The sequence below is a fragment of the Psychrobacter sp. 1U2 genome, assembly GCF_051847575.1.
This window is the reverse complement of the sequence record NZ_JBPYDC010000023.1, coordinates 14750-35519: the sequence shown is the minus strand read 5'-3', so window position 1 is coordinate 35519 and position 20770 is coordinate 14750. Positions and strand designations below refer to the sequence as shown.

The window sequence follows — 20770 nt, the reverse complement described above, 5'->3', positions numbered from 1 at the left end:
ATAAGGTCAACGATAACGTTGACCTTATATTTATCCACTTGCGTCGTACCTTAATACAATATCAGTAAGCCGACTATTCAGTGTCTTCTTCAATGACATCCGTATCGGCAGGCGTGAGCTGAATACGCTCGCTAGTATTGTCATCAGGTAGGGTTGCGCGGCGCACAGGATTGGTGGTTTGCGGATTAACAATAGCGGATCTGGCAGTAGAGCCGGTGCTTGCTTGGTCAGTGATGCGCTCGCTTTCATTTTCAGGCAGACCTAGACCGATATTGACACCGCGATTGTCGCCGGTGACTAGGTTGCTTGAAGAAGCATTAGCATTGCTGGCAGCAGCATTGTCGCTTGGCAGGCGTAGCTGAGTGGCGCTACGAATGATCTGCTCTTTGGTTGCGCCAGTATATTGACCCGTCGCTATCGAGGACTCGCTAATACCTGCACGACCAAGCTTACCAAAGGTTAGCTTGTTTAACCAAGAGCTATCACGTTTGGTGTTGATTTTGACCCGGCCATCATTAGTTAACCAGCTTGGATAGTTAATCTGTAGTAGCGTTTGGTACTCTTGGGCAAGATCAGTAATCCCAAGCTTTTGATGCGCGTAAGTTAAGATAGCTAGCGCTTCAGGAACAGACTCACTTAGCGGATAATATTGTACCACCCACTTGGCACGATTGACGGCCGCGACATAAGCTTCGCGCTCGATATACCAGTTAGCCGCCGTCAGTTCGCTTTGTGCAAACTGATTGTAGATAAAGGTCATACGCTGAGCGGCATCAGGAGAATAAGGGCTATTGGGATACTTATTAACCAGCTCTTGGAAGTTGGCAAAGGCAAGACGTAAATAGGCTGTGTCACGCTCTGCTTGATTAACTTTAAAGATTTTTAAGCCATCAGATGAGCCTTCCATATTAGCGACGCCGCGCACGTAATAGGCGTAACTGACTTGCGGATTAGAAGGATAAAGACGAATGAACTGTTCGGCGCTGGCGGCAGCGAGCTCATAGCTATCATTAGCGTACTGAGCGTACATGACATCTAGCAATGCTTGCTCTGCGTAAGGCCCAGTCGGATAAAAAGTGCGCAAGTTATTCAAGTCATCGATGGCTTGGTTGTAACGTCCTTTGTCGATTTGCGCAATAGCATCGTTATAATAAGCTTGTTCAGACTTTTCGGCCGTCTCAATGGCATCTACATCATCGCCTGTTAGGTTCTTGAAAGTCTGGCAGCCGGCCAAGCTTACACTTAAGGTAAGCAAGGTTATTGAAGATAGTTTGATAAACGTGTTGCCTACAGGGCGCATACTTCTCTCCGCACAAAAGGCATAATAGCAGCGACGCTACTATGCAACATAACAGGTTAATGATAAAAGTCAGTAGTAGCACCAATCGATAGGCTACTAGCAAAAGTTCTGCCTACTTTATAGAATAATGCAAGCTTCGTCTATTTTTTCACAGTTTATTTTCGCAAGCTTAGCGATTTTACCTAACATTGTTCCCAACACCTAACATGGTGCTCACCACTTAAAATTGTGCCTCACATTGTGCCTCACTTAGTATACTCAACCGATATATAGCCGACCCCAAATCAATTAGATTGAGAACGTTATCAACTATATCATTAAGTCTAAGTTAAATAAGTGCTACTGAATGACGGTAACTCAAGCCCCAAACCGCTACGGCAATAGTTTAGCACGAGCGGAGTCAATGGGCGATAATGAAAAGGGTGAATGGGGGTAAATATACAGGAAGTTACCACGATGTTATATTTCAGAGATGTGAGCGCGTTTATTTTTGATAGTCTTTGGTAGCCAGATTTATAGCGGGCTCTAACTAGGCAATACATGCATATGAACCACTTAACCGCCCTAATAACAGATAACTTAATGACGCTGTAGGGCTAGAGCATTTGCCATGCTACAATATAGCACTAATTAACGGGTATTTTATTTTGATAGTTAGTGATTTTAATTATCAAATAATTGTCTATATTTCTATAAAGTGCACTATGGTGACTTTACGACGACTGAATATGCTATGAATGATAATGCCACAAATACAACCCTAAACGCTGATGATGACCTGATCGACAATGAAGCAGCGTTAGTAAACTTCGATGATGACTCTCTTGCGGAAGATGGTCTTATTGATGAAGAAATAGAAGACGATGATGAATCGGACGATGAGCAGCAAGGCTCTCAGCTCGCGGGTCAACGCGTATTAGAAGTCATTGATGTGACTCATACCGTGACTGAAAAAGAGTCAGGCCTACGCATTGATAAGCTTACCTCACAAGTCTTTACCGATTTCTCGCGCGGGCAACTCCAAGGATGGATCACTGACGGTAGTTTGCTGTGCAATGGCAATGTAGAAAGACCCAAATACCGGGTAAAGGCTGCTGACGTTTTACATTTATCCACGACGCTACAGCAGCATAGTGAAGATCAGCCAGAGAATATCGCTATCGAAGTCGTCTATGAGGATGAAGCGGTACTCGTCATCAATAAGCCAGTTGGCATGGTGGTGCATCCTGGCGCCGGCAATCAAACAGGTACGCTGGTTAATGCGCTATTATATCACTATCCGCAGCAGCACCATTTGCCGCGCGCAGGTTTGGTCCATCGTATCGATAAAGATACCTCAGGGCTGCTATTGATCGGTAAAACCAAACCGGCGCAAATGGCGCTGATGGAGCAACTCAAAGATAAGAGTGTATATCGTCATTATCAGTGTGTGGTTGCAGGAGATCAGGCCAGTTTAAGGCGGCATCAAAGGATCGATGCGCCTATCGGTCGCCACCGCAACCAGCGTACCAAAATGACGGTCATGACTGCTGGACGCGAAGCAGTTACCCATCTATTGAAGATTACCCCTTTAAATGAAAACTACTGTTTATTAGATGTCGGCCTTGAGACCGGACGCACGCATCAAATCCGAGTGCACTTGAGTCATATCAGCCATCCTATCGTTGGTGATCGGGTCTATGGGGGTCGTCGTCAGTTGCGTGCCGGTTTAAGCGAGGAGCAGCGCCAAACTATCGGTAGTTTCCCGCGTCAAGCTCTGCATGCTTACGCTTTAGGATTCGTGCACCCGCTTACTGGTGAAGATATCGAAGTCACCGTGCCAATACCAGAAGATATGCAGCAGCTCATAGCGGTATTAAGCGACGATTATGATTTATAATAACTGCTTGTAAGCTCATTTTTAAGCCAATGTACCACGCTAATTTAAACCTATGTGAAGCGCAGAATATGATGGATAAGACAGCGGCTTTAGGCGAGCCACCAGTGCGATTAATCGCTCAGCTTGACGGTGTCTATATTTTTCAAACCCAAGCTTTTACTGCTGATGATAATGACCTGCTTGCGGCCAAAAGCGAGCAATTGCAAAAAGGCCAAGCAAGCTATGGGGAGTTTAATCTAGGCTTACATGTCAATGACGCCAGTTTGCTCGTATTGATGAACCGTATGCGCTTATTGAGCAAGATCAATGAGCAGCTAAGCGCGCAAAATTCAAACGCGCAACCACCAATAATTGATCGCCTGCATTGGGTCAATCAAGTGCATGGCAAGCAGGTTTATGACATTAATAATAGCGCTGATGATGCACGTCATAACATCAAGCTGAGCATGTGCCCGGTAGATGCTGACGCGATGATTAGCAAGCAAGCTGGTACGGCTTTAGCGATTATGACTGCAGATTGTGTGCCTATTGTGTTGTACCAACCGGCGACTCGCCAGATTGCAGCGATTCACGCTGGCTGGCAAGGGATTTCGTGCGGAGTTATCAAAGCGACTACTGAGCGTTTCGATAGCAGTGAACCTATCATCGCTTGGATAGGGGCCTGTATTAGTCAGGCCAATTATGAAGTAGGTACTCAAGTATTAGAAAAGTTATTAGTTGGCTGCACTGATAATGAGTTACTAGACTCGATAACTCTCAATAATTTTGCATCTTTATTTAGTAGCTCTGCTTTGATGGAAAGCGAGATAAGTAATGACAGCAGTCTAAACAATAAAATCAATAATGGCGATTTACATAAGAGTATTGATAAATTATCAAATCGCGCTACCCTAAGCACAGATAATATATCTCCCAATAAAATTAAGCTCAACTTACCGAAGCTCGCTGCTGCACAACTAGCGCATTTAGGGGTACAAATAGCGAATGATACCGCTATTGCCTGTAGCTATGAGGATACTAGCTATTACTCTTATCGTCGCCAGACCCATTTACAACAGCCAGCTACAGGGCGTATGGCTTTAATCATTGCCCTCAGCCACTAAATGCTACTTACTCCATAAACCAATTCATTATTAGAGCCCGTATGACTACACCTATAGCCGCGACGGCAAACCATCCTAATAGAACGTCTGACTTATCCATAGCTGTTGTTTATCACAGTAATTATGGACATACCAAGCGTGTTGCAGAAGCTATCGCTACAGGCGCTCGTCAGCAGTTGGCAGATACACAAGTGAAAGCTATCGATGTCCATGATGTCGATTGGGATTTTTTGGATCAAGCCGATCTCATTGTGTTTGGCAGTGCGGTATATATGGGCAGCTTAACGGCTGGACTGAAGATCTTTATGGAGGAGACCTCAAAGCGTTGGTTCCATCGTAAGTGGGAAGGCAAGTGGGCGGCAGCCTTTGCCAATTCAGGTGGACTGAGCGGCGACAAGCTTGCCGTATTACAACAAATCAATTTGTATTGTATGCAGCATGGGATGAATTGGATTGGTTTGCCACTGATGCCAACGGGACACGGCGAGAATGATCTAAACCGGCTATCGAGCTACTTGGGTTTGATGACGCAATCTGCTGATGGACCGCCAGAGGAAACTCCGGGTAAAGGCGATATAGATACTGCGATATGGTTTGGTAATCATTTAGCTAAGACGATTATCAAGCACCAACCAGCAAACGGTTGATAGTCGAAAACAATTGATAAAACAATTGATAAAAAGTCACTAAGTGGCTAGCCGAGCAAAAAGGCAGATATCTAAATGATATCTGCCTTTTTAGTTATGCGTGTTTACTTATTGAGACTCGTCTTGAGTAGTGGGCTGGAACTATAATCTGGCGTTCTAGACTAGCATTACGGCTGGCCATAAGCATTGTAGGAGATAACAGGAATAGGACTAGCGCCAAATTGCATCGACTGACAACCGCTTTGCAGCGCTGCAGATATTACGACAGCACTGAGGGTAAGCGCGCGTATAACAGTAGCTTTAAATAGAGTTTTCAAAATAAGGAGTCTCTTAACAAACATGAAAAATGAATAGTTGAAGTATACCTGATGCGAGCAGTTGCAAGGAGTGTGCTATCAAAACAAAACGTTTGTACAGGGGTGAATCATATAAACTAGTCTCGTTTTTGTAAAGTCTTTGCAGGAATACGTTAATAAACTAGCAATAATTTAGAAATAATATAAAGTTGACTTAATAAGACACTAAATGACGTTGACACAGCTCAGTATAAAGGTGATATAGCTTTTTAGAGCATTAAGTTAAAAGCGCTGTGCAATCTAATCAACGCAAAACAATGAATTAAAAATCAAGCTGCTAGCTATATGAGGATATTATGAAGCCACTTTATCTGATGCTATCGATGTTTGCTATCGGTCTCACCTCTACTGCTGCATTAGCCCAAGCGGCAAATATACCTGATGCTGCAAGCCTACCTAATGTCAGCCCTGCCAACAGCGATCTTGTCAATCGAGGTGCATACATTGCCCGCGCTGCTGACTGTATGGCCTGCCATGGCGATGACTACACCGGCGGTAATGCTATTGAAACGCCCATGGGCGATATCTATTCAACGAATATTACGCCTTCTAAACAATACGGCATCGGTAAATATACTGAGAAAGATCTAGAAAATGCGCTAAAAAAAGGGCGAGCGCCTAATCATATGATTTATCCCGCTATGCCATACCCCTCCTATAGCGGCATGACTGATGAAGACATCAGCGCCTTATTTGCTTATCTGCAAACGGTGCCGGCTTATGACGAAGCCCCTCATTATAAAACCAGTTTACCATTCCCCTTTAACTTTCGCTTCTTAATGCTAGGCTGGAATGTGCTCAACGTGCCTTCTACTGAAAATCGTGAAGGTCTGACACCGACTCAGCAGCGCGGTGAGTATTTAGTGAATAACCTTGGCCATTGCGGCACTTGCCATACGCCGCGCAACAGTACCATGGGTTTTGATAAAGATAAATACTTATCAGGTGCCGAGCTTGGTAACTGGTATGCGCCTAATATTACCCCTGACGAGTCGAGCGGTATCGGCAGTTGGAGTGAAGAAGATATCGTCACCTATCTACGCACCGGTCAGCTCGATCAACGTGCCTATGCTGGTGGACCGATGGCAGAGGCTGTGGCGCACAGTACCCGTTATCTTAAAGACGAAGATCTAGGGGCTATCGCTTCTTATCTAAAAGCAGTCCCTGTCGTACAAACCCAAAATAAGGTCGAACCTGTAGATGCGTCGCGTCTACCTAGCCCAATCAACGAGTCTATCACTCATGATCTGCTAGATCAGGATGATTATCTCACGCAAGCCAAAGCACAAGTCACTGGAGGTCCTAACTCTCCAGAAGCCCTATACTTATCTGCTTGTGCCAGCTGTCATGGTGTCAATGGTTATGCCCAGCCGGATGCTCGCTACGCACCTATCGTAGGTCTAAGCAGCATTCGTAGTGAAAGCCCCAATGCTTTGATTAATGTCATCGCTCATGGAGCAGAAGGCCCAACCAATACCAGTCCAAAAATGCCTGGGTTTGAAGAAGAGCTGAGTAGTGAGCAAATCGCTAATATCGCCAACTATGTCCGGGTCAAATTTGGTAGCTTGCCTAGCAGTAATTTAACTGCTGATGATGTTGATCAAGTGATCACTGCTGAACCTGCGCAGCCCTTTTTAATAAAATATGCAGGCTGGCTGGCCGCTCTTGGGATCATCGTTGCTATCGTGGTTATTTTCTTTATTGTTCGCGCGATTATACGCTCAAGACGTTATGACTAAAATAACCTTTTAGCAGTCGCGGTCTTTGTTGAGCTGTTTCATACTCAGCTCACTTGACGGCTTAACAAGAGTAACGCACCTCTTATCGAGAAACGACTGCAAATTACACAACTGATATTCCTACTAAGATTAATACTAAAAAATATCGTATTCAAAATAATTATAGGGTAAACGACAGGGCAATAATAATTGATTTAGATAGACTCCATGGTCTCTCGTTTTTACTCACAACATAGAGACCACTGAGCTCATAAACAGAGGTATCAATCATTTATTAATACGCTTAGTTAGCATGACCGTCATACCAAAAGGACAACATCATGAAAGATATGCTTCAATCACCAACACGGCGCCAACTGCTGTCAATGATCGGTAAGACTGCCGGGGCCACGGCTATGTATCAAGCCATGACCACTTTAGGGTTCGCCTCTGAGTCTACTTTCAAAGAGTCAATGGATCTATCAGGCGCGCCTCCTGGAGCCAGTATTGTTATTCTTGGTGCCGGGCTTGGCGGACTAACGGCAGCTTACGAGTTACGTAAAGCTGGCTACGATGTCAAAGTGCTAGAGTACCAAAATCGCGGTGGTGGTCGTAGTTGGACGCTCCATAGCGGGGATAAATACACAGAGCTTGGCGGTGAAGAAGTCACTTGCGATTTTGAAGAAGGCAACTACTTCAACGGTGGCCCTTGGCGCTTACCTAGCCATCATTATGCCGTATTTCATTACTGCAAAAAGTTTGGTGTAGAGATGCAGCCTTTTATTCAAACGAACGACCATGCCTATCTGCACCGCACTACGCACTTCGGCGGCGTACCGCAGCGTCTCGGCGATGTAAAAAACGACATTCAAGGTCAGGTTGCAGAGCTATTATCTAAATCTGTTAACGTCGGCGGCCTCGATCGTTCAGTCAATACTGAAGATAAAGAGAAGCTGCTTGAAGGCCTTAGAGGCTGGGGAGTCTTAGATAATGATTATCGCTATACTCCTAGCAATGCTACTAGTAAACATCGCGGTTATAGTGTCTTTCCGGGCGGTGGTTTAATGCCGGATGAGCAGCCCTCTAAGCCTTTGCCTATTAGTGAACTACTCAACTCTGGCATGTGGGCAGACATTTATAGTAATCATATGACTTACGCCCATCAGCCGACCATGTTCCAGCCTGTTGGTGGTATGGGTAAGATCGGCGATGCTTTCACTCGCGAATGCCGCGATATGATTGAATTCAATGCTAAAGTCACTAAGATCAATCAAGATGATACGGGTGTGACAGTCGACTATGTCGATAGCAATAGCCCTGATGGCGCGACCAAATCAGTACGGGCAGATTGGTGCATCTGTAATATTCCGCTTACCGTACTGACCCAAATTGATATTAACGTCTCAAAACCGATGAAGCAGGCAATGGCAGCGGTTCCCTATGATACCTCTTATAAAGTTGGTCTTGAGTTCAACCGCCGCTTTTGGGAAGAAGATGAATGGATATATGGTGGCTTAACTTATACTGATATGCCTATTGCACAAATCGCCTATCCCTCAGAGAATATGTTCAAAACGGGTAGTGGGGTATTATTAGGCGCTTATGGTTATGGTCCAACCTCTTATAAGTTTAACACTTTAACCCCGCAAGAGCGTATTAACGTGGCCTTAGCTTATGGTAAATACATTCATCCGCAGTATCCTAAAGAGTTTCGTGCGGGTACTTCAGTGGTTTGGCATAGAGTGCCATGGACATTAGGCTGTTACGGTATATGGAGTGAGTCTAGCCGTAATCAGCACTACGATACACTTTGTAGTATCGATAACCGTATCGTCTTAACGGGCGAGCATTGTTCTCATATTCCAGCTTGGCAAGAAGGAGCTATCTTATCAGGGATTGATACTGCTAATCGCTTACACAAAAAAGCGAAAATGCTCGGTTAGCTCGTCTATAAGTTCTGATCCACATTTAATTGTATTTTGAGAATAAAGAAACTAGAGGCCATCATGGATATTATCACTATGAAAAACAGGACACCCAAGATGCTGACGGTGACGCTGATAGCAGCGATGAGTTTGGCATTGACAGCTTGTAGTCAAAACGAAGAGGCGGAAACTATCGCGAGTAAACAAGATGCAGTGACTGCAATAGATAATCAAGCTAGCCGCAATAACGGTGCTTGGGGCGGTGTTTATATGACTCGTGAAGAGCTAGCAGCGCCACCAACCAATATCGTCGATCAGAGCTCCTTGCCTGTTATGGAGGATGATCCGGAATTGGCAAAGTGGCAAGCTAAATTTGAAATTGTAGATCCAGTCACTAGAGAGCAGCAAACCAATGCTTTTGTGACCACTGATGGCAAAAAGCTCTATCATGATTCGTGTGCAGGTTGTCATATGCATGATGGTAAAGGCGCTTATGGTGCGGGCTATTACCCCCCTTTAGCGGACAACGAAAAGATGGAGTCTAAATATTACACTATCGGTATCTTGATCAATGGTTTTCGGGGCATGCCCTCTTTTCATATGATGATGAATAATGAGCAGATGGCGGCAGTGACACAGTATGTTATGAATGATCTTAATGACTATAAAGCCGAGGTAACCGCAGCTGATGTCGAACAACTAAGACATGCCAATCCCCCAGGTTATGATCCTAGTGAATAAAACAAGCTTACATAAAAAGCGCTCAATATTGCTATTGAGCGCTTTTTTGTGTTTTCAAAAATAGAACGCTTTCAGCGGACTATTTAGGACTGGCTGACCAAACAGGGGAGCGCACCGTACCACTGCTAGGCACATTTATAGCGTTACCACCCGTGAGAGATTTAATGGTCAATACGCCTTTACCACCTTGTCTTGAAGCATAAACCACGCGCTTGCCATTAGGTGAGAAGCTAGGCGCTTCATCGATACCGGTATTTCCCAAATTCGCAGTTATCCCGCCGCCACTATTCATAATAGCTGCTGAGCTACCGTTCAAAAAGGCAATCTGCGTACCATCACTACTGAACTGCGGGCTTGTCGCATAGCTGCTGTTAGAGACTTTAGTCGTGCGCCCTGAGCCAAACTCATAACGATAGATTTGCGGTTTGTTAAAGCCCGCTTTATCAGAGACAAAAACAAAAGACTGACCATCAGGCGCGTAGTTTGGCTGTACTTCGCTACTTGGCCAGTTGATAAGCTTACGTAGGTTCCCGCCATTAGCGTTGATCTGATAGATATCAGCGCTGCCCTCAAAGCTGCTAGAGAATAAGATTTTGCTGCCATCAGGAGAGAATGAGGGACTCAGGTTGCTGCCTTGATAATTGGCGATAGCCGTGGCTCCGCCGCCACTCACATTTTGAACGTAGATGACTGGATAGGACTTCTCGCGCTGGACGGAATAAGCGATACGGTTACCATCAGGAGACCAAGCAGGCGAGAAAATAGAGCCTTGTACCTCTGTCATCGTTCTAGCATTCTCGCCATCAGCGTCTATTACCTTCAAGCGCGAGACTTTATTTTTACCGACGCCAGTTTCCTCAATATAAGCGATACGACCCGAAAAATCACCTGGCGTACCAGTGATGAGCTCGTAGACTTTATCGGCTATCACATGACCGGCATAGCGCATGCTCTGAGCATCATTTTTAGCAGTCAAGCTTTGTTTGCCTTGAATGATACGACCAGATTTGACATCGATTACCTCATACTCTGTGGTCACTTGACCGCGATTGCTGCGAGTGCTACCGACGACTAAGTAGGGGATACCCATACTTTGCCAAACCGGCAGAGTGCCTGCAAGCTCACTACTACTATGCGGCTGCTGCGGTAAGCCTTGGCTTGTAACCTTTAGTTCGGTTCGGCTTAAATCGTTTAAGATAATAGAAGATAAAACACGGTCACCTGCAAAGGGTACAAAAGCGACTTGGTTTTGTTGTCTTGGCGCGACCACCGTAACATCGATCTCCATAGGCGCGGCATTGGCAGAATATAGAGGAGCGAACATCAATGGCGTTAACAATAACGAAGCTGACGCTATATTTAGAGCTGAGAAGGTTGGTAGCTTTAAAGGTAATAATTTCATAGGTGAATGCCCTAAGTTAATAATAGTTCTAAAATAATCGGCGATGAGAGATAAATGTAAAAAGGCTCTAATTTAGTCATCTTTTGCACTATGCCCAGAGTACTTTTACCCTAATCTATTGAACCACAACGTTGATATTTAAAGCTGCAAAGCTGGCAGGGTTGGCTAAATCGATTGGTAAAGGACTTGCGGCAAAAGCGGCTTTTTCTGCGGCATTATTAACAGCACTATTAGAGCCGGTGGCTACGGCGGATAACACGTTGCCTTGATTATCTAATCTTAAAGCCACTTTAGCAGTAATACCTTGGGTTTCAAGCGGTGCTTTTAAATTCCTCTGAATTTTAGCGGCTATGCTTTTTTTAAAATCACCCGTAGAACGCGAAGCGCTACTATTGTTATTAGCTGGTCTGCTATCAGCCGTTGATTGACCTTCTGATAAATCAAAGGTTTTACCTGTGCTGCTTGGAAGTCCAGTTTCTATCTCTATATTACGATCAGTTTTGCTAGGACGATTTATTCTAGGGTTCGTCGTGTTTTTTTGTTTATTACGATACTCTTTGAGTCGTTCGCGCTCTTCTTCACTATCTTCTTGCTGGCGTTGTTCGACTTGCTCGAGTCTCTCGCTCGCTAATGCCTCAGACTGAGCATTCCATTCCGCTAGATTGCGCTCATAATCTGCTGATTGTTCAGCCAGTCGTTGCTGCTGATCTTGGCTCATGAGTATAGGCTCATCAGCCGCGTCATCAGAGCGCATAAATACTGGCACCCTTTGTGAGCTTGATGGTGTAGATTCTAAAGAATCTGCAGAAGGGTTGCTGGCAGTGCGCTCAAAGGTTTCAGTTGGCAAGGTGCTATTAGCTTGACTAGCCGCTTCAGCTGCGGCGCGATTACTCAATATCTGAGTCTGCATCTCAGCCAATTGCTCAGGCGACACCATCGTTGTCTCAATCGCGCCGCTTGTCTCTAAACTTGGCTGCTGATAAGTGTAGATCAGTAGGCCGAGCACTATACCGTGCGCGAGCAAACTGAGCAGCGTAGGCATCGTTAGCCCATCACTTTCAGGCTGAGTTGGGATATAGACGAGGGGCGCATTATTCATAAGTATGAGTGGGCATCTAAGTTAAAGGGTAACGATCGCATTTTCTTATTGCGGCATAGGCAGAGGCGGGCCGGTGAGTAGTCCGACTTTCTCAATACCGGCTTGCTGCAAGTTTGCCATTAGCGAAACGATAGCGCTGTATTGATTGTTTTGATCGGCATTAATCATAATTTGTAGTGGTTGTCCTGTTTCATTATTACTTTGAGTTTGTAGATTGAATAGAGTATTAATCAGCTCAGGCTCACTGACAGGTACATCTATATTATCCTCATAACTCATAAAGATCTCACCAGTATCGGTCAAAGAGACGATAATCGGTAGCTGATTTTGACTCATGCTTGCCGCTTGCTCTTTAGGCAAGTCGACTTCTACGCCAGTCGTCAACATCGGCGCGGTCACCATAAAAATCACTAACAGCACTAGCATCACGTCGATGTAAGGCACGACGTTCATCTCGCTATTGAGCGTGGCTTTTTGACGCTTATACGGGCTTGGCTTCATAGAGCAGTACCTTGAGCGCTCTTCATAACCTGAGTAGTAGCCGCCTGGTTTTCAATACTGGTTTCGCGCTGAAGCATGCCGGTCATCTCATCACAGAATAAGGCGCGCGACTCATAAAGCCGTGCTGATTTAGCTGTGAAGTGATTGTAAGCTAAGACCGCCGGAATAGCGGCAAATAGCCCCATAGCGGTAGCAATTAGTGCTTCAGCGATACCAGGTGCGACAGAGGCAAGAGTGGCCTGCTCGGTTTGTGATAAGCCTAAAAAAGCATTCATAATACCCCAAACCGTACCGAATAAACCAACGTAGGGAGCTACCGATCCTATACTTGCCAGCGTCGTCAGGCCTGACTCTAAAAGCTGCTGCTGACGGCCAAGACCAACGCGCAGCTTGCGCTCAACACCGTCAATAATATCGTCTTTGGGTTGGCGCTTTTTGTGCATTCTTAGATATTCAGAGAACCCAACATAAAAAATCTGCTCAAGACCTTGTCGATCAGGCGAGCCTTGTACGCCTTGATAGAGCTTGGCAAGATCTTCGCCTGACCAAAACCAAGTCTCAAACTGCTCATCGAAGCTTTTGGCACTACCTAAACGCGCGCTGAGCCGAAAAATAACCACCCAACTAAGCAGTGAGGCCAATAATAATAGGGCCATCACGATTTGCACCAGCAGACTCGCTTGGGTGATAAGGTCGATAATATTTAAAGATTCAGGCATCTAATGGACTCACGGTAATTAACGATAGCTAGAACAGACAGCATACTCAAAACTAATAAAAGGACGTAAAAGCGAATGAATGACTCAATGATTATAAATCAATATTGTTGACAATAGGGGTGTATAAAACAACAGAGCTAAAAAACGATTGGGTATTCAAATACTTCTGGGTCATATTAACCCGTTAGTGTACGTCTAAATGATAAAAAGGTCATTATTAATGTATTAAAAAATTGCTAGTCATCAATTTTGCTAAATAACGGATGACAAAAAGTTGTAAATATAATATGGTTTAGCATGCAGGTTGAATTGTAGTTTTAACTTACTTAATTGTCACAAAGTATATTTTTTTATATACTACGGCTTGAGGCAAGTTATCACTAATTTTAAAACGTGTTTATTCTACAAAGCACCACTGCTGATAGCGACAACCTTGTCAAAGCTAAAGCAATACAAAACGCAAAATCAGACCTTGTCATCATAACTGATTTTGTTAGAGAGAATGAGATGATAATGACGTCAACTTTATCTTAAAGACGGAGGCGAGACTTCTAAAGACGTTACGTTATAAACTCATTCGGCTAGAATGACTAAACTAGATAAGCTTCTTCTCGTATCGCTTAAAAACCATTCTACATCACATCGTGTGTTAGCAGCATGATGATAAAACATGTTTAAAAATATCCTCATTGAGCTAAAAGTGCCAAGCTAATTTTGGTATGGATAACTTTTTGATCGACCTGTTAAACACTGAGATTTTAGTTTGGAAGCGATACTTAATTAATGCAACTTGGAAGCGACACTATGAACGCAATTGAACGATATTATGGGATCACTGGTGACAACACCACCATAAAAACAGAACTTCTCGCCGGTTTAACAACCTTTTTGACCATGGCCTACATTATCTTTGTCAACCCGAATGTCTTAGCGGATGCGGGGATGGATAAAGGCGCGGTCTTCGTCGCTACTTGCTTAGCTGCGGCGATTGGTTGTTTTATTATGGGTATTTACGCGCGCTTACCAGTAGCCTTAGCGCCTGGGATGGGGCTTAACGCCTTCTTTACTTATGGCGTAGTGCTGGGTATGGGCTATACTTGGCAAGTCGCACTTGGAGCGGTATTCTTATCAGGGTGTATCTTTGTACTTTTGAGTCTCTTTAAGATACGCGAAATCATTATCAACTCTATTCCGGTTTCTCTCAAGCAAGGGGTAGTGGCGGGTATTGGTGCATTCTTAGCGTTTATCGCGCTACAAAGTGCTGGCGTCATCGTCAATAACGATGCTACTTTAGTAGGCTTAGGGGATATGACGACCTTTTCTCCTGCTATGGCGGCTTTTGGCTTTATTGTTATTATCGCTTTGGCTTATAAAAAAGTACCTGGCGCAGTAACTATCGGTATTTTACTCGTTGCGCTCATCAGTCTGTTAACAGGTAATACCCAATTTACAGGTATTATTTCAGCGCCGCCCTCTATGGCACCGACTTTCATGCAGGTTGATATTGCAGGCGCTCTAAATGTCGGTATGATCAGTGTTATCTTTGCTTTTTTATTCGTTGATTTATTCGATACTGCAGGGACTTTGATTGCCACCACTAAGCAGGCAGGTTTAGTTGATAAAGATGGCAATATACCAAATATGGGTAAAGCACTATTAGCCGATTCTACCGCAACTGTCGCAGGTACTATTTTGGGCACCTCATCAACGACCAGCTATGTTGAGAGCGTATCTGGTATTGCAGCTGGTGGTCGTACGGGCTTAGTCGCGGTGACAGTTGGGGTGCTATTCTTACTTAGTATGTTCTTTGCACCACTCGCCGGTATGATTCCCGCTTATGCTACTGCCGGCGCTATCTTTTATGTCGCAGTACTGATGCTAGCTACTCTAAAAGATGTGGAATGGTTTGACTTGACTGAGGCGGGGCCAGTCGTCGTCGTGCTATTATTTACCCCCTTAACTTATTCTATCGCCGATGGTATTGCGCTTGGATTTATCACTTACACTGCTGCTAAGTCATTAACCGGTAAGTTTGCTGATATCAGTATAGCGGTCTGGATATTAACGATAGTGTTGCTCGCCAAGATTATATTTGTCTAAAGCCTATATATCGCTTTACGAAATTTTTATGCCAATCTAACCCTTCTTATCTATCTAGATAAGAAGGGTTTTTTTATGGAGTTTTAGTGTTCTCTCTTAAGAGGATAACTGAATAAAACGCACTTCTTCATAAGGTGCTGCTGTCGTCTATTAGCCGTTAATTGGCTTATTATAAGAATGGCTACACGCATAAAGTAGACAAAGAGTAAATAAAAAAAGATATCTTAAGCGTCAATAGCAAGACAATTATGGTATCTAATTGTTTTTAAAGGTGATAATGGTTGAAAATAAATGTTGGTTAGCCATAGTTTGAATATTTTTTTCATGATAATATGACCGAGTTAAGCGCATCACCTCAAGCAACGCCGTAGAGGTTTTTCTTACAGTGAATTTGCAACATCCTGATCATATATTTGCCGCTATCAGAACCCTCAGCTCAGACTATGATCGCACTCCTTCACTACCGACAAGAAGAAGGCACTAATGCCGCTTAACGTTATTTTGCCTTTGTATTGTTAACGTAGTCCGTTTAACACGTAACGATCTACTTAACCGTATCCAGCTTTTGCTGGATGTGCTCGTTTTGTGATAGCGCTGTCTGATCTTTTATAATTTGGTTTTTTTGTCTTTATTTATAGCTATTTTAGAAATCGCTTTTAGAGAGTTCTTTTATTTTAGATTCTCTATCAGCGAATAGTTATGTTTCCTATCGCTTTAATAACTGAAAACATAAGTATAAAGATATGAGATTATAAAAATCTTGACGCTCTATTTATCATAGTTTTTAAACGATAATTATGGAGTTGGTATGCACCCACTAGATCAGTTTACCCCACAAGAGCCAATACTATTTAAGCCGACAGCGCTGCTTTCGCCTGATTATATTAAACAATCAAGTGATGAGCTGTATGCGCGTATCTCGCCGTTATACAGTGTCGATGAAGATCGCTGGCTATCAGAGTTATTACCTTTGGCCAAGCCAACCGACGCAGAGCGCGATGCGGCAAGTGAACAGACGCGTAAGCTCGTTGAGTATGTACGCCGTGATAATAAGTCTGTCAAGATGGTGGACTCGCTACTATTAGAGTACAGCTTGGATACGCAAGAAGGCATCTTGCTGATGAGCTTGGCGGAAGCCTTGATTCGTGTGCCGGATAACTATACGGCTGACGCGCTTATCCGTGACAAGATGAGCGTGGCAGATTGGAAAAAACATCTCAAAGATAATAATGGCATGATGGTCAACGCCTCGACTTGGGGGCTGATGATGACCGGGCGGGTGGTCAGTATTGATAGCAGTACAACCGCTTCAGGATTTTTGGATCGCATGACTAAAAAGATGGGCGAGCCTATGATTCGCGCGGCTATGCAAAAAGCGATGCGCATTATGGGACATCAGTTTGTGCTTGGTGAAAGTATTGAAGATGCCAGTCGCAACAGTCAGGCTTACCGCAATAAAGGCTATACTTATTCCTTCGATATGCTAGGTGAGGCGGCTATCACTAATAAGGATGCTGAAAAATACTTCAATGATTATCTGCATGCGATTAAGTCTACTGCTAATATCAAAGTAAAAGAAGGAATGCCAAAGCCTTCTGTTTCTATCAAACTATCTGCACTACATCCGCGTTATGAAGCGACCCAAGAAGCACAAGTATTTGGGCGCTTGCGTCAGCGCTGCTTACTACTTATTGAGGCGGCACGCGAAGTTAACGTTGATCTAAGTATCGATGCCGAAGAAGCCGATCGCTTAGAGATCTCTTTAAAGCTCTTTGAGTCGCTATACCGCGATCCTATTACCGCCGGTTGGGATGGTTTGGGTCTAGTGGTCCAAGGCTACTCTAAGCGCGCCATCGCTATCTTTGCTTGGCTTGCGCGCTTAGCGACTGAGGTTGGTGACCGTATTCCACTGCGTTTGGTCAAAGGCGCATATTGGGATACTGAGATTAAACTGGCTCAACAAAAAGGCCTATCAGGCTACCCAGTATGGACGCGTAAAGAAGGCACAGATACTGCCTATTTGGCTTGTGCGCGTTTCTTACTCTCAGACCATCTACGTGGTCTGATTTGGCCGCAGTTTGCCACTCATAATGCGCATACCTTAGCAGCTGTTATGACTATGAGTAGTCACAGAGACTTTGAGTTTCAGCGTCTACACGGTATGGGCGATGCGCTCTACGATCATATTTTACAAACCTATCAGATACCAGTACGTATCTATGCCCCAGTTGGCGCGCATCAAGATTTGTTGCCGTACTTAGTGAGACGTTTACTGGAGAATGGCGCGAATAGCTCATTCGTGCATCAGTTATTAGATAAGTCTTATCCTATCGATAAGCTAACCGTGCATCCTTATGACAAGCTAGTGGCTAATGAGAATCTGCACAATCCAGAGATTCCATTGCCATTAGAGATATATGGCCAGCGTGAGGCGAGCTATGGTCCCAATATCTTCGTTGAGTCTCAGTGGCAGCCTTTTGAAGCTGCGATTGCAGAACAGCGCAAAAAAACCTGGTCGGCGACCTCAATCATCGATGGTCAAGCGGTCAGTGAGTATACAAAAGATGGCAGCACCCAACAGCTCGATAGCCAAAGTATTCATGCGCCCTGGAATCATGATGTTACAGCTGGCGACGTTAAATACGCTAATGCCGATATTGCTAACCAAGCCATTGAGGCGGCAGTAGCCGGTCAAGCAGCATGGCAAGCGGTTCCTGCGGCGAGGCGTGCTGAGATACTGCGAAAAACGGCAGATCTGTATGAGGAAAACTACGCGGAGCTAATGGCGCTTTGTCAGCTTGAAGCGGGTAAAACCATGCAAGATAGTATCGATGAGATCAAAGAAGCGGTAGATTTTTGCCGGTTTTACGCCGATGAAGCGGTGCGCTTAGCAGCTGAAGTCCATGAGTTGACCGACTTATCTGGCAAGCCACTGCGCCAAGTCTATAAAGCTCGGGGTACCTTTGTCTGCATTAGCCCATGGAACTTTCCTTTAGCGATTTATACCGGTCAGATTGTAGCTGCGCTCGCAGCTGGTAATACCGTAGTGGCAAAGCCAGCTGAACAAACCAGCTTGATTGCTCATTTTGGCGCGCAGCTGATGTATCAAGCTGGCGTACCCGCTGATGCGCTACAGTTCGTAGTTGGCGCAGGGGAGGTGGGCGGCGCACTGACTGCCTCTGATAAGATTGCAGGCGTCATCTTTACCGGTTCAACGCAAACCGCTCAGCGTATCAATCAAAGCCTTAACAACCACGCACAGACAAGTGGTGAGCTGCCAATATTGATCGCTGAGACGGGTGGTCAAAACGCGATGATCGTCGACTCAACCGCACTGCCTGAGCAAGTAGTCACCGATGCCGTGTTATCCGCGTTTGGCTCAGCAGGTCAGCGCTGCTCGGCTTGTCGTATCCTATGCGTGCAAGAAGATGTCGCCGATGGCATCATCGAGCTACTACAAGGGCATATGGCAGAGCTGGTAGTGGGCAATCCGACTTACGTTTCAACTGATGTTGGCCCTGTTATTGATAGCGATGCTAAAAAAGGCTTAGAGGCGCATATTGCGCGGATGCAAGCCGAATCAACTGCTACTATCTTAGGACAAACGCCGATGAGCGCAAGCTCAGTGGTTAGTGAAGATGAAGCGACCTTTGTACTACCCACCGCGATTGAAGTAAACAGTATCGATGTCATCGGTGGTGAGCATTTTGGTCCGATCTTACATGTACTACGCTACCAAGCGCGTGACCTCGATAAGCTGATAGATGCGATTAACGGTACGGGCTTTGGTCTGACCTTAGGCATCCATAGCCGTATAGAAAACATCGCTGAACATATCGAGCGCCGTGTGCTAGTGGGTAATACTTACGTTAACCGTAACCAAATCGGTGCAGTGGTTAACGTTCAACCTTTCGGTGGTACCGGGCTATCTGGTACAGGACCCAAAGCAGGCGGACCGTATTATGTCGCGCGTTTAATGAAGCTCAGCACTGAGCAAAGCGCCGCTGATAATAATACTCATAGTATGAACAATCAATCATCCACGCAAACAGAGCTCGCATAAGGAGTAGCAAGATGGCAAATGAATTCAAAAAAAATCATGCTGGGGTCTGTGAAGCTTGGCGATTATTAGGTGCCGTCAAGCGTTCGGCGTACTTGGAGGCAGCGATACCTAAGCTTGCTTTGCTTACTGGCGATGCCAATAAAGCGCGGCGTCTATTTCATCATCTACTGAGCAGCGCTCCAAAGCTTGATGAAGTACAGCGGATGACCGGCGCCACGGGCGAGTCTAACGATCTGTATGTCACCGCTCGCGGCAAAACCATGGTCATTGGCGGCGAGTCTGCAAGAGCGATGGCAGTCTTGGGTCAGCTCATTGCCGCTTTACTGACGGGTAATGAGGTAATTCTGCATTGCCCAAGCCAAGTCGATATGTGCGAAGAAGCGGCTAAGATACTTTATAGTGTCGGCATTAGCGATGATGTACTTAGCGTTGCTAATGATTCACAAACGATCACTTTATTGTACATTGATCGACTTGCGCAAGTAGCAGTCGCAGGTAGCCAAGCAGAAGTGCAAAGTATCAGTCAAGAGCTTGCTAACACTGATGGCATTTTGACGCAGGTGATTGCGGTAACCGATATGGAAGGCTTCTCTGAGATGCTAAGTCTTGATTATCTACACCGCTTCGTCACTGAGCGTGTTATCACTATCAATACTACGGCTATCGGTGGTAATGCCAGCTTACTTGAGCTTGGTAATGATTAGCCATTTAAGGTAAAGCCCATAAGTTTAAATACTCTAGCCGGCGTTTGTCTATCAGCTATTTTGATACACGAACGCTGGCTTTTTTGTGTCGCTACCAACCCTAAAAGATAACCACTAACTTTGAGCTTATTGAAATTATTTAATATAAATAGGGTTTTTGAGTTGTAAAATAATTAAATTTAATGCTAGTATTATAATGTTAACCAAATAGTCAGCTTCAAAGCAGAGGTTTGGCTCGTTAATTAAAATACGGAATATTGATTGGCGAAAAGCCAGAATAAATGGACGTTTTTTTTCAATCTTCGTAGCTATTATAAGCGCATAAAAAAGCTTACATAGATACCGAAGCTCAATTCTAAATAAAGATTAAGTCTGAACCAGTCAGCAGTCTCATAGGCAGTCAGCTTATTCAATACCTGTATAACTATCAGTATTGATGTAGGTATGATGATCGTCGTCGTATAAATTTTATTACTATAATAATTGAATACTACCTTATGGCAGTGTCGCTGT

The 20770-nt window shown here is 44.6% G+C and carries 14 protein-coding genes; 9 read left to right on the top strand and 5 right to left on the bottom strand.

Annotated elements, in window-relative coordinates:
- Positions 1 to 73 precede the first annotated feature (73 nt).
- Entirely contained in the window at positions 74 to 1300 is a 1227-nt protein-coding gene (locus ACS8FD_RS10820) for an outer membrane protein assembly factor BamD (RefSeq protein ID WP_439275857.1), read from the bottom strand.
- A gap of 733 nt (positions 1301 to 2033) precedes the next feature.
- Here ACS8FD_RS10820 and ACS8FD_RS10815 point away from each other — a divergent pair.
- The 6 genes from ACS8FD_RS10815 to ACS8FD_RS10790 all read left to right on the top strand — a co-directional run bounded on the left by ACS8FD_RS10815 (position 2034) and on the right by ACS8FD_RS10790 (position 9669).
- Entirely contained in the window at positions 2034 to 3179 is a 1146-nt protein-coding gene (locus tag ACS8FD_RS10815; protein ID WP_439275856.1) for an RluA family pseudouridine synthase, read from the top strand.
- 68 nt (positions 3180 to 3247) lie between these two features.
- Positions 3248 to 4282, top strand: coding sequence for a polyphenol oxidase family protein (locus ACS8FD_RS10810; protein ID WP_439275855.1), 1035 nt, complete (start codon positions 3248 to 3250; stop codon positions 4280 to 4282).
- 41 nt (positions 4283 to 4323) lie between these two features.
- Positions 4324 to 4929 carry a flavodoxin family protein gene (locus ACS8FD_RS10805; RefSeq protein ID WP_439275854.1) on the top strand — a complete coding sequence of 202 codons (606 nt, stop codon included), beginning with the start codon at positions 4324 to 4326 and terminating at the stop codon, positions 4927 to 4929.
- A 652-nt stretch (positions 4930 to 5581) separates the two neighbouring features.
- On the top strand, positions 5582 to 7024 hold the full coding sequence (locus ACS8FD_RS10800) for a cytochrome c (RefSeq protein ID WP_439275853.1): 1443 nt from the start codon (positions 5582 to 5584) through the stop codon (positions 7022 to 7024).
- A 320-nt stretch (positions 7025 to 7344) separates the two neighbouring features.
- Positions 7345 to 8946 carry a flavin monoamine oxidase family protein gene (locus tag ACS8FD_RS10795; RefSeq protein WP_439275852.1) on the top strand — a complete coding sequence of 534 codons (1602 nt, stop codon included), beginning with the start codon at positions 7345 to 7347 and terminating at the stop codon, positions 8944 to 8946.
- Positions 8947 to 9009: 63 nt separating this feature from the next.
- Entirely contained in the window at positions 9010 to 9669 is a 660-nt protein-coding gene (locus tag ACS8FD_RS10790) for a c-type cytochrome (protein WP_439275851.1), read from the top strand.
- Between the two features lie 79 nt (positions 9670 to 9748).
- Here ACS8FD_RS10790 and ACS8FD_RS10785 read toward each other — a convergent pair whose 3' ends face one another.
- From ACS8FD_RS10785 to tolQ, 4 genes are all read right to left on the bottom strand, one after another.
- Positions 9749 to 11071 (bottom strand): translocation protein TolB, encoded by a 1323-nt coding sequence (locus ACS8FD_RS10785; protein WP_439275850.1) that lies wholly within the window; start codon positions 11069 to 11071, stop codon positions 9749 to 9751.
- A gap of 115 nt (positions 11072 to 11186) precedes the next feature.
- Entirely contained in the window at positions 11187 to 12170 is a 984-nt protein-coding gene (locus ACS8FD_RS10780) for a cell envelope integrity TolA family protein (RefSeq protein ID WP_439275849.1), read from the bottom strand.
- Between the two features lie 45 nt (positions 12171 to 12215).
- Positions 12216 to 12671: a protein TolR gene (gene tolR / locus ACS8FD_RS10775; RefSeq protein ID WP_439275848.1), complete on the bottom strand. Its 456-nt coding sequence runs from the start codon at positions 12669 to 12671 to the stop codon at positions 12216 to 12218.
- A complete protein-coding gene (tolQ, locus tag ACS8FD_RS10770) occupies positions 12668 to 13390 on the bottom strand; it encodes a protein TolQ (RefSeq protein ID WP_439275847.1) in 723 nt (240 codons plus the stop codon). Before tolQ ends, tolR begins: the two co-directional genes overlap by 4 nt.
- An 804-nt stretch (positions 13391 to 14194) precedes the next feature.
- Between tolQ and ACS8FD_RS10765 the strand changes: the two genes are divergently transcribed.
- From ACS8FD_RS10765 to ACS8FD_RS10755, 3 genes are all read left to right on the top strand, one after another.
- Positions 14195 to 15490: an NCS2 family permease gene (locus tag ACS8FD_RS10765; protein WP_439275846.1), complete on the top strand. Its 1296-nt coding sequence runs from the start codon at positions 14195 to 14197 to the stop codon at positions 15488 to 15490.
- Between the two features lie 808 nt (positions 15491 to 16298).
- Entirely contained in the window at positions 16299 to 19553 is a 3255-nt protein-coding gene (gene putA / locus ACS8FD_RS10760) for a bifunctional proline dehydrogenase/L-glutamate gamma-semialdehyde dehydrogenase PutA (protein WP_439275845.1), read from the top strand.
- Positions 19554 to 19564: 11 nt separating this feature from the next.
- Entirely contained in the window at positions 19565 to 20257 is a 693-nt protein-coding gene (locus ACS8FD_RS10755) for a 1-pyrroline-5-carboxylate dehydrogenase (protein WP_439275844.1), read from the top strand.
- Positions 20258 to 20770: the final 513 nt, after the last annotated feature.

Excerpts from the sequence above, each read along its gene's own strand:
- ACS8FD_RS10820 (WP_439275857.1), bottom strand. The coding sequence starts at position 1,300 with ATGCGCCCTGTAGGCAACACGTTTATCAAACTATCTTCAATAACCTTG.
- ACS8FD_RS10815 (WP_439275856.1), top strand. The coding sequence starts at position 2,034 with ATGAATGATAATGCCACAAATACAACCCTAAACGCTGATGATGACCTG.
- ACS8FD_RS10810 (WP_439275855.1), top strand. The coding sequence starts at position 3,248 with ATGATGGATAAGACAGCGGCTTTAGGCGAGCCACCAGTGCGATTAATC.
- ACS8FD_RS10805 (WP_439275854.1), top strand. The coding sequence starts at position 4,324 with ATGACTACACCTATAGCCGCGACGGCAAACCATCCTAATAGAACGTCT.
- ACS8FD_RS10800 (WP_439275853.1), top strand. The coding sequence starts at position 5,582 with ATGAAGCCACTTTATCTGATGCTATCGATGTTTGCTATCGGTCTCACC.
- ACS8FD_RS10795 (WP_439275852.1), top strand. The coding sequence starts at position 7,345 with ATGAAAGATATGCTTCAATCACCAACACGGCGCCAACTGCTGTCAATG.
- ACS8FD_RS10790 (WP_439275851.1), top strand. The coding sequence starts at position 9,010 with ATGGATATTATCACTATGAAAAACAGGACACCCAAGATGCTGACGGTG.
- ACS8FD_RS10785 (WP_439275850.1), bottom strand. The coding sequence starts at position 11,071 with ATGAAATTATTACCTTTAAAGCTACCAACCTTCTCAGCTCTAAATATA.
- ACS8FD_RS10780 (WP_439275849.1), bottom strand. The coding sequence starts at position 12,170 with ATGAATAATGCGCCCCTCGTCTATATCCCAACTCAGCCTGAAAGTGAT.
- tolR (WP_439275848.1), bottom strand. The coding sequence starts at position 12,671 with ATGAAGCCAAGCCCGTATAAGCGTCAAAAAGCCACGCTCAATAGCGAG.
- tolQ (WP_439275847.1), bottom strand. The coding sequence starts at position 13,390 with ATGCCTGAATCTTTAAATATTATCGACCTTATCACCCAAGCGAGTCTG.
- ACS8FD_RS10765 (WP_439275846.1), top strand. The coding sequence starts at position 14,195 with ATGAACGCAATTGAACGATATTATGGGATCACTGGTGACAACACCACC.
- putA (WP_439275845.1), top strand. The coding sequence starts at position 16,299 with ATGCACCCACTAGATCAGTTTACCCCACAAGAGCCAATACTATTTAAG.
- ACS8FD_RS10755 (WP_439275844.1), top strand. The coding sequence starts at position 19,565 with ATGGCAAATGAATTCAAAAAAAATCATGCTGGGGTCTGTGAAGCTTGG.